12 protein-coding genes, 3 tRNA genes and 1 pseudogene are annotated in these 9,489 nt (G+C 47.9%); 12 read left to right on the top strand and 4 right to left on the bottom strand.

The features are described from left to right. The first annotated feature begins 167 nt into the window (after positions 1-167). From lpxK to rfaD, 12 genes are all read left to right on the top strand, one after another. Positions 168-1,178: a tetraacyldisaccharide 4'-kinase gene (gene lpxK, locus HMPREF2952_RS05965; RefSeq protein WP_049335618.1), complete on the top strand. Its 1,011-nt coding sequence runs from the start codon at positions 168-170 to the stop codon at positions 1,176-1,178. 64 nt (positions 1,179-1,242) lie between these two features. Beyond that, positions 1,243-1,908, top strand: a complete 666-nt coding sequence (locus tag HMPREF2952_RS05970) for a DUF2059 domain-containing protein (protein ID WP_049344150.1) — start codon at positions 1,243-1,245, stop codon at positions 1,906-1,908. 49 nt (positions 1,909-1,957) lie between these two features. Beyond that, positions 1,958-2,533, top strand: a complete 576-nt coding sequence (locus HMPREF2952_RS05975) for a DUF2059 domain-containing protein (RefSeq protein ID WP_049335588.1) — start codon at positions 1,958-1,960, stop codon at positions 2,531-2,533. A gap of 94 nt (positions 2,534-2,627) precedes the next feature. Further along, positions 2,628-2,810: a Trm112 family protein gene (locus tag HMPREF2952_RS05980; protein ID WP_003679524.1), complete on the top strand. Its 183-nt coding sequence runs from the start codon at positions 2,628-2,630 to the stop codon at positions 2,808-2,810. Next, on the top strand, positions 2,807-3,568 hold the full coding sequence (kdsB, locus tag HMPREF2952_RS05985) for a 3-deoxy-manno-octulosonate cytidylyltransferase (RefSeq protein WP_070695373.1): 762 nt from the start codon (positions 2,807-2,809) through the stop codon (positions 3,566-3,568). Before HMPREF2952_RS05980 ends, kdsB begins: the two co-directional genes overlap by 4 nt. Positions 3,569-3,579: 11 nt before the next feature. Further along, positions 3,580-4,098 carry a 3-deoxy-manno-octulosonate cytidylyltransferase gene (locus HMPREF2952_RS05990; RefSeq protein ID WP_070695374.1) on the top strand — a complete coding sequence of 173 codons (519 nt, stop codon included), beginning with the start codon at positions 3,580-3,582 and terminating at the stop codon, positions 4,096-4,098. 72 nt (positions 4,099-4,170) lie between these two features. Next, a complete protein-coding gene (gene adk, locus HMPREF2952_RS05995) occupies positions 4,171-4,818 on the top strand; it encodes an adenylate kinase (RefSeq protein ID WP_003746105.1) in 648 nt (215 codons plus the stop codon). 108 nt (positions 4,819-4,926) lie between these two features. Then, entirely contained in the window at positions 4,927-5,658 is a 732-nt protein-coding gene (gene pyrF, locus HMPREF2952_RS06000; protein ID WP_049335590.1) for an orotidine-5'-phosphate decarboxylase, read from the top strand. Positions 5,659-5,671: 13 nt separating this feature from the next. Beyond that, positions 5,672-5,890 (top strand): Rossmann-fold NAD(P)-binding domain-containing protein, encoded by a 219-nt coding sequence (locus tag HMPREF2952_RS11515; protein ID WP_004520812.1) that lies wholly within the window; start codon positions 5,672-5,674, stop codon positions 5,888-5,890. Continuing rightward, a complete protein-coding gene (locus tag HMPREF2952_RS06005; RefSeq protein WP_004520811.1) occupies positions 5,875-6,339 on the top strand; it encodes a Rossmann-fold NAD(P)-binding domain-containing protein in 465 nt (154 codons plus the stop codon). The genes HMPREF2952_RS11515 and HMPREF2952_RS06005 overlap by 16 nt, the downstream gene beginning before the upstream one ends. A 41-nt stretch (positions 6,340-6,380) precedes the next feature. Continuing rightward, complete coding sequence (gene rfaE1, locus HMPREF2952_RS06010; RefSeq protein ID WP_004520810.1) at positions 6,381-7,343, top strand: D-glycero-beta-D-manno-heptose-7-phosphate kinase; 963 nt, start codon at positions 6,381-6,383, stop codon at positions 7,341-7,343. Between the two features lie 139 nt (positions 7,344-7,482). Then, a complete protein-coding gene (gene rfaD / locus HMPREF2952_RS06015) occupies positions 7,483-8,487 on the top strand; it encodes an ADP-glyceromanno-heptose 6-epimerase (RefSeq protein ID WP_039862484.1) in 1,005 nt (334 codons plus the stop codon). Between the two features lie 226 nt (positions 8,488-8,713). Here rfaD and HMPREF2952_RS10965 read toward each other — a convergent pair. The 4 genes and pseudogenes from HMPREF2952_RS10965 to HMPREF2952_RS06025 form a co-directional block, all read right to left on the bottom strand. Next, positions 8,714-9,009: pseudogene (locus HMPREF2952_RS10965) on the bottom strand (transposase); the annotation flags it as partial. A gap of 146 nt (positions 9,010-9,155) precedes the next feature. Then, positions 9,156-9,245 (bottom strand) — tRNA-Leu (locus HMPREF2952_RS06020). Between the two features lie 21 nt (positions 9,246-9,266). Continuing rightward, positions 9,267-9,344, bottom strand: a tRNA-Cys gene (locus HMPREF2952_RS11335). A 10-nt stretch (positions 9,345-9,354) separates the two neighbouring features. Next, positions 9,355-9,428: transfer RNA gene (locus HMPREF2952_RS06025), tRNA-Cys, on the bottom strand. Positions 9,429-9,489 lie beyond the last annotated feature (61 nt).

Raw genomic sequence — 9,489 nt, forward strand, 5'->3', positions numbered from 1 at the left:
AATTTGGGAAAGTTGAATTATAAGGGTTTTAGAGCGATTCGTTGTATTCGTTTTTATGAAACTTGCGCCCTTTGTTTTAATATTATCAAAGGCGCATGTTCAGACGGCCTTGCCTGGGCGGGCTTGTGTTATATTATCGTTTGATTTTCGCTTCAAAAGCCGTGCGTATGCCCAAACTCCACCAAATTATCGAACGCCATTGGCAATCCCCCAATCCGTTTTTGTCTTTGCTGTTAAAACCATTGTCCAAGCTGTTTGCCAAAATTGCGGCGAAACGGCGCGATGATTTTGTTTCAGGCCGTCTGAAAAGCGAAAAATTGCCTGTGCCTGTGGTGGTAGTCGGCAATATCCATGCAGGCGGAACAGGGAAAACGCCGATAGTCGCTGCGCTGGTGTCGGGTTTGCAGGAAAAGGGCGTTAAGGTCGGTATCATCAGCCGAGGTTATGGGCGCAAGAGTAAGGCGGTTCATGTATTGAATACAGCCAGCAGTGCGGCAGATGCAGGCGACGAGCCTTTATTGCTGTTTCGCCAAACCGGTGCGCCGACGGCGGTAGGCAGCAGCCGTGCAGAAGCAGGCAGGGCATTGCTTGCAGCGCATCCGGAGCTTGAATTGATTGTGACCGACGACGGCTTGCAACATTATGCCTTGCAGCGCGATATGGAAATTGCCGTATTCCCGGCGGCGGATACGGGGCGGACGGATTTGGATTTACTGCCCAACGGCAGCTTGCGCGAACCTTTGTCGCGATTGGCTTCCGTTGATGCGGTCGTCGTCAGTGGCGGAAAGGCAGATGCGGCATTTAAGCCGTCTGAAAATATGTTTGTCAGCCATATTGAAACAGGGCGGATTTACCGGTTGAACAGGCCGTTTGAGAAATTGGATTTGGAAGGCTTGGGAAATCAAACCGTCGCTGCCGTCGCCGGTATCGCCAAGCCGGAACGTTTTTTCAATACGTTGCAAAGCATGAATATCGCTTTGAAACAAACCGTTGCCTTGCCTGATCATGCAGATATTACGGCCGCGGATTTACCGGACGCAGATGTGGTGATTATCACGGAAAAGGATGCAGTCAAATTTTCAGACGGCCACGGTTTGAATCATGTGTGGGTCTTGCCTGTTTATGCGATAATTGAGCCGGACTTGGCGGCGTTTGTATCCGCGAATGTTTCAATCTAAATGCTTATAGATGTTTCACAGATGTTTTAAAGATGATCTTCAAACTACGCAATAGGAGTAAATCATGAAGTTAAAATATTTGTTGGTCGCTTGCGCAGCTTTATTTGTATCCACTCAAAGCTTAGCTGCTAAACCAAGTGATGAATCTGCAATGAAATGGTTGGAAATTCAAGGGATAAGCAGTAATTATAGCGAGAAAGTACAACGTTCTTTAGAGATGGTGAATAAAGAGGACAATGAACGCTTGTTAACGATGACGCCCAAAGCTCAAAAAGCGCAGATGAAGGCGGTCATCAGCCGTTATATGAAAAACATGCAAGACGATTTGAGCCGCCCTGAGTTGAAAAAACAATGGTTGGATGAAGAAAAGCGTGCCGTACAGAAAGTATTCACACAAGAAGAAGTGGATGTAACCAACCGTTTTTTCTCTTCGGCTCAGGGAAAAAATATTTTGAAAAAGATAAGAAGTTTCCAACAGCATGGTGGAAATCTTGAGGATATGTTGAGCCAATCGGATATAGAAAAGATGACTGAAGCATTTGGGCATGGTGCCGGTAAGTCTGCGCTCGAGAAAATTAAGCATTTCGATAAGCTGAGTGATGAGATTATCCACAAAACCATGAGTCAAAACTACCTCAATGCAAGCGATAAATATACGCCTGCTTTTGAGGAGCAAACACATGGTATTTTATGCGAAGGCAACAAACATTTGCCGAAGTGTGCCAAATAATTTTCCGACTATCTGAAAATATTTATTTTTTGTTGAAAGGTAGAAAAAGATGAAGCTGAAAACCTTATTATTACCCTTCGCTGCGCTGGCATTGTGTGCCAATGCGTTTGCCGCGCCGCCCAGTGATGCGTCGCTGGAGCGTTTGTTTGAGGTGCAGAAGATGGATGCTCTGTTAGACCAGTCTCTCCAAAGCGTTGGAGGTATTGTGCTTTCTGATCCGAATGTACAGAATCTTTGGAAAGATGCGCCGGAAGACAAACGTCCTCAGTTGGAAGCAGTCTTGAAAAAATATACAACTCAATTGATTGCTGAAATCAATACACCGCAAGTGCGTGCCCAGTTGCATAAAGCGGCTTTGGAAGGCATAAAGACGGTTTATACTCAGGAAGAAGTCAACGCATTGATTGACTTTTACGGCACTGCAGTGGGTCAATCAATACTCGCTAAAACTCCACGCTATCTTGAAGCAACAATGACCCCAATATTGAGTATCATCACCGAAAAATACGAAAAATCCAGTCAAAACGCAAACTTAGCCCGTGAAATCCGTCAGATCATGTGCAATGGCAAAAATCCTGACCAAGCTTGTACACAGCAAACGAAGAAAACGGCACGGAAAAAATAATGCCGCTTGAGGCCGTCTGAAAACGAGTGCAGCAAGTTTCGCCAAAACGAGCAAAGTGATTTTCGCTAAAACCACCAAACCAGAAAGTAACCCCATGGAAAAAAAATTCTTAGACATCCTTGTTTGTCCTGTTACCAAAGGCAAACTCGAATACCATCAAGACAAACAGGAATTGTGGAGCCGTCAGGCAAAGCTGGCTTATCCGATTCGTGACGGCATCCCTTATATGCTGGAAAACGAAGCACGAGCGTTGAGCGAAGAGGAACTGAAAGCATGACCGAATTTGTCGTATTGATTCCGGCGCGGTTGGATTCTTCACGTCTGCCGGGCAAGGCTTTGGCCGATATTCACGGTAAACCGATGGTTGTACGTGTTGCCGAACAAGCAGCGAAAAGCAAGGCCGCGCATGTTGTCGTTGCCACCGACCATCCTGATATTCAGACGGCCTGTCAGGCGCACGGTGTCGAAGTGGTCATGACTTCTAATCAACACGAAAGCGGTACAACGCGTCTTGCCGAAGCGGCCAATACGCTGAAACTGCCGCAGCATCTGATTGTTGTGAACGTACAAGGCGACGAGCCTTTAATCGATCCCGAACTCATCAACCGTACGGCTGAAGTTTTGGTTGAAAACAATGTGCAAATGGCGACCGCCGCCCACGAATTGCACGATTTTGACGAGTTTATGAATCCTAACGTTGTCAAAGCCGTCCTCGACAAAAACCGCAACGCCATCTATTTCAGCCGCGCTCCGATTCCTTATCCGCGCGACACCATGCGCGCCGAAAAACGCGAATTACCTTCAGAAACAGCCGTTTTACGCCATATCGGCATTTATGCCTACCGCGCAGGCTTCCTGCAACGCTATTCCGAAATGGAAGTTTCTCCTTTGGAAACCATCGAATCGCTGGAACAATTGCGCGTCCTGTGGCACGGTTATCCGATTGCCGTTGAAATTGCCCAAGAAGCGCCAGCCGCCGGCGTGGATACGCAGGAAGATTTGGACAGGGTAAGGGCTGTGTTCGAGGCCGTCTGAAAGGAAAAAACATGAATGATTTACGCCATTTGAGCCGTGACGAACAAAAACTGCTTGCCGATGTCGCTTTGCTGGTCAAAGACGACGATCAAGAGTTCAACTACGAAATGTTGAAAGTGGCCGCGCCCGACGAGGCCAGCGGCGAATTTTGGTTTCGCATGGCAGAAATGCTCAGCACCCTGCCGCCCAACCAATCCTTAGATTTGCGCATGACCGGCGGACGGTTGGCGGTCGCCGTATCGATTTTATCGGTGTTGTTGCAGGAAAGCCCCGGTATTCCCCAGCTTTGGGCACAAAAAGTGATTGCGCTCAACTATCTGGCACACGGCCATCGGACACGCGCCCTCGGTTTAGCGCAACAGCCGGATAAAGCGGCAGAAGCCAACGAGGAAGAATATTTGGCAAAAGCCTTGTCCCAAAACCTACTTTCCACGTTGAAAGACGCATTGGAACGCTTCCCCGAAGACAGCTGGTTTATCGAAATGCGCGATGATGCGTGGCAGCACTTTGGCTCAGAGCAGGCCGTCTGAAGTTTTGAACGATAAACGCAAGGCGTGTAGAATTAAACAAACATCAAATCCATAAACCAAGAAGGACTCATCATGAAAGTATTATTGTTGGGCGCACCAGGCGCCGGCAAAGGCACACAGGCTCAATTCATCACTGCTGCATTCGGCATTCCTCAAATCTCTACCGGCGATATGCTCCGTGCTGCCATCAAAGCAGGCACTCCGCTGGGTTTGGAAGCAAAAAAAATCATTGATGAAGGCGGTTTGGTACGCGACGACATCATTATCGGCATGGTCAAAGAGCGTATTGCCCAAGACGACTGCAAAAACGGTTTCCTGTTTGACGGTTTCCCACGCACATTGGCACAAGCCGAAGCGATGGTTGAAGCTGGTGTGGATTTGGACGCGGTTGTTGAAATCGACGTACCCGACAGCGTGATTGTCGACCGCATGAGCGGCCGCCGCGTGCATTTGGCTTCCGGCCGTACTTACCACGTTACCTACAATCCGCCTAAAGTTGAAGGCAAAGACGACGTAACCGGCGAAGATTTGATTCAACGCGACGACGACAAAGAAGAAACCGTGAAAAAACGCCTTGCCGTTTACCACGAGCAAACCGAAGTTCTGGTTGATTTCTACAGCAAACTGGAAGGCGAACACGCGCCTAAATACATCAAAGTCGACGGCACCCAAGCAGTAGAAGCCGTGAAAGCCGAAGTATTGAAAGGTTTGGGCAAATAAGTTTTGCTGAAGTAAAATCATGAGGCCGTCTGAAAAAATATTTTCAGACGGCCTTTTGTGTACAAAAGCTGTTAAAATCGAAGCTATAACCGTTTCCGCAGGCATCTTATGAATCCCTTGATCTCCGACTTCCAAACTCAGCAACAACGTACTCCCGTTATCGTCGCCCTTGATTTTGCCAACGAAAAAGATACGCTCGGATTTGTCCGCAATCTTGACCCGGCATTGTGTCAAATCAAAATCGGCAAAGAGCTGTTTACCGCAACCGGCCGTAATTTGGCAGAAAGCTTAATCAATCAAGGTTTCAAACTTTTCCTCGATTTGAAATACCACGATATTCCCCACACAGTTGCTCAGGCCTGTAAAGTTGCTGCCGATATGGGCGTTTGGATGGTCGATATGCACGCCTCCGGTGGCCGCCGCATGATGGAAGCTGCAGCAGAAGCCGTTGCCGGATATCAAACCAAGCCGCTCCTAATCGGCGTAACCGTGTTGACTAGCATGGAACAAAGCGACTTGTCCGAAATCGGTTTGAACATCGCCCCTGAAGAACAAGTCATCCGCTTGGCGAAACTGGCGCAAAGTTCAGGCTTGGACGGCGTGGTATGTTCCGCTCAAGAAGCCGCACCATTGCGTCGTGAATTGGGACAGGATTTTGTCTTGGTCACACCAGGTATCCGCTTGGACGTTGCAGGCAATAATGACGACCAACGCCGTATTATGACACCGGCCGAAGCATTGGCTGCCGGTTCAACCTATTTGGTAATGGGCCGTCCGGTAACCAAAGCTGCCGATCCGGTAGCCGTATTGCGTGAAGTCAATCGAGTAGCCAACGCTTAAGGCCGTCTGAAGTATGAAGACGATTGTGATTGGTGCGACAGGCGCAACAGGAAAATCCTTGTTGCCTTTACTTGCAACCAGTTCAGAGGTTGAGTCTATCGACTGCTTCGGTCGCAGACATCCTGATTTTACCCACCAAAAGCTAAATAGCCATCAGATTGATTTTTCTCAGCCTGATGATTGGCGCGATGAAGTACAGGATGATTGTTTGCCTGCTTGGGAACAACCCTGAAAGCAGCAGGAAGTAAAGAAGCGCAATGGGCAATTGATTATGAGGCAAATCTTGAATTTGCCAAAGCCGCACGAGAAAACGGCGTCAATACTTTGGTTTTGATTTCCGCTTCCGGTGCAAATTCTGCTTCGCGCCTGTTTTATCAACGGATGAAGGGCGAATTGGAGCAAGCAATTATCGCTTTGAATTTTCCTCACCTTATTATTTTCCGCCCGCCATTGCTGATTCGTCCGAACAGCGACCGCTTGGGCGAAAAAATAGCAGAACGGATTTTTCGCGTACTCAACCGCATCGGCATGCTGAAAAACCAACGTCCACTTGCTGTCGAAAAATTGGCGCAAGCCATGCTGAAAGCAGCGTTGTTGTCATCTCATGAACAGGCGTCGTACTCGAAAAACCATATGCAGGTATATGAGCCTCAAGATATTTTTAGGCTGTTAGATCAATAAACCGATAACAAGCCTTACACAGAGATTTTAATGGAGCCAGTATGGTAACCAAGTTCCAACAAGAAACCCTCAAATCCCGTTTTGCACAAGCCAAAGTCCTTGTTGTCGGCGATGTGATGCTCGACCGTTATTGGTTTGGCGATGTGTCCCGCATTTCTCCTGAAGCCCCTGTGCCGGTGGCGAAAATCGCCCGTATCGACCAGCGGGCGGGCGGGGCGGCAAACGTTGCGCGCAATATCGCTTCATTGGGCGGCAAAGTAGGGCTGTTGTCCGTGACTGGCGATGATGAAGCTGCAGATGCGTTGGACGCATTGATGATGCAAGACGGCGTTGCTTCCTATCTGATGCGCGACAAGCAAATTGCGACTACTGTCAAATTGCGCGTTGTTGCCCGTAATCAGCAGCTTATCCGACTTGATTTTGAAGAATCGCCTCATCGTGAAGTGTTGGAACAAATCAAGCATCAATATTGCGAAGTGTTGCCTGAATACGATGCCATTATTTTTTCAGATTACGGCAAGGGCGGCCTGTCGCATATTTCCGATATGATCGATTGGGCGAAACAGGCCGGTAAACCTGTTTTAATCGACCCCAAAGGCGATGATTACGAAAAATATGCCGGCGCTACGCTGATTACGCCTAACCGTGCAGAGTTGAAAGAAGTGGTGGGTAGCTGGAAAAACGAAAATGATTTGACTGAAAAAGCCCAAAACCTGCGCCGTCATCTTGATTTGACCGCGATTTTGCTGACCCGAAGTGAAGAGGGTATGACCCTGTTCAATGAGGGCGAGCCGATTTATCAGCCTACACGGGCCCAAGAAGTCTATGATGTATCGGGTGCAGGCGATACCGTTATTGCCGGAGTGGGCTTGGGTTTGGCCGCTGGTTATACCATGCCCGAAGCGATGCACCTTGCCAATACTGCGGCAGGTGTTGTCGTGGCAAAACTTGGTACAGCGGTTTGCTCGTTTGCCGAATTGACTAAGGCATTGGAAGAGCAATAATTGCGGTTTCAGACGGCCTTAAAATCTAAAGGCCGTCTGAAAATAGAGTTGGAAAATAATCCAGACAGACAAGTTTTTATTTTTAGACAGCATGATTTCTTCAAGGCCGTCTGAAAAATCAAAATAAAGGAAATTCATTATGACCATTATCGTAACAGGCGCGGCCGGCTTTATTGGCAGCAACATCGTCAAAGCACTTAACCAGCGCGGTATTACCGACATTGTTGCCGTCGACAATTTGAGCAAAGGCGAAAAATTTAAAAACCTTGCCGAGTGTGAAATTGCCCATTATCTCGATAAACACGAATTTATCCGTCAAGTGCGCGGCCATCTTCTGCCTTACGACGATATCGAAGCCGTTTTCCACCAAGGCGCATGTTCTGATACCATGAATCATGACGGCCTTTACATGATGGACAACAACTACCAGTACACACTTGATCTCTTGGACTGGTGTCAGGATGAACGCATTCCGTTCCTTTATGCTTCCAGCGCCGCAGTGTACGGCAAGGGCGAAATCTTCCGCGAAGAGCGCGAACTGGAAAAACCGCTCAATGTATATGGCTACTCTAAATTCTTGTTTGACCAAGTATTGCGCCGCCGCATGAAAGAAGGCCTGACCGCCCAAGTCGTTGGCTTCCGCTACTTCAACGTATATGGACAGCAGGAGCAACACAAAGGCCGTATGGCATCCGTCGCCTTCCATCATTTCCACCAATACCGCGAGCATGGTTATGTTAATCTGTTTGGCGCCAATGACGGCTACGGTAATGGTGAGCAAACACGCGATTTTGTCAGCGTAGAAGATGTTGCCAAAGTTAACCTTTACTTCTTCGATCATCCTGAGCTTTCAGGTATCTTTAACCTCGGTACAGGTCGTAGCCAACAGTTTAACGAACTTGCCGCCGCAACCGTCAACGCTTGTCGTGCGGCCGAAGGCAAGCCTGAAATGAGTTTGAAAGAGTTGGTTGAAGAAGAACTTATCCGTTATATTCCATTCCCAGATGCACTCAAAGGCAAATATCAGAGCTTTACTCAAGCGGATATTACCAAGCTGCGCGAAGCTGGGTATAAAGAAGAATTCTTGGATGTAAAACAAGGCGTCAGCCGTTACGTTAAATGGATGCTGGAGAAATTGGTTTAAGTCCTTCTGATTTGAATGATAAGGTCGTCTGAAAAAGGATTTTCAGATGGCCTTATCATTTTGGGAAATTTTAAAATGAGACCTTTGCAAAATTCCTTTTCCTTCCAGCAGCCGAAATCCAAACATAGATTTTCGACTGTTTTCGTTCCAAGTACCCACTGATTCTACTCAAACCCCCCTCTTTACTCTCCCCAGATACCTGATAATCAGGCATCCGGGCCGCCTTTTAGGTAACAACAGGCGCACTTAGCCTGTTAGCTGCTTTCAACAGGTTTAAACACATTGCCTTCAGATGGCTTTATGCACTCACTTTAATCAGACCGAAATAGGCTACCCGAGTGTAGCGGGACTTACGGTGCAGCGTACCGAAGCTTTGTTCGACCACATAACGGGTCTTCGATAGATGTCGGTTACGTTTGGTTTACGCTTCCATCAGCGGACGGTTGCGGTGGGCTTTGCGCATAATGCCGTCCAGCAAACGATGATTACCAGATGCTACCGGTCTTCCTCGTTGTCATAGCCTGAGACCTTTGCACGAGCTTGTCACATTTGACGCAAATGGCGCAAGTTAGATACAAATCAGGCACAAACAAAAAAGACAGCCTTACAAATAAGCTGTCAATTAGAAATTTAGAATATTAGGTTTTTCAATAAATTCAGATATTTATTGGTGCCCGGAGCCGGAATCGAACCGGCACGGCCGGTTTAGGGCCGACGGATTTTAAGTCCGTTGTGTCTACCTATTTCACCACCCGGGCGTAGACAGTAAATTGAGAAATTGGAGGCGGGGGCGCGGATTTGAACCGGCCTGTATAAGGGTTGCACCCCTTATAGCATAAACACTCTGCCACCCCGCCATGAAAGGGATGGAGGCGAGAGTCGGAATCGAACCGGCGTAGACGGATTTGCAATCCGCTGCATAACCACTTTGCTATCTCGCCAAAACTACGTTTGAGTGTTGTAGTATGAAACTGGAGCGGGAAACGAGTCTCGAACTCGCGA

The organism is Neisseria sp. HMSC068C12, assembly GCF_001814095.1.
GTDB classification, from domain to species: Bacteria; Pseudomonadota; Gammaproteobacteria; order Burkholderiales; family Neisseriaceae; genus Neisseria; species Neisseria perflava.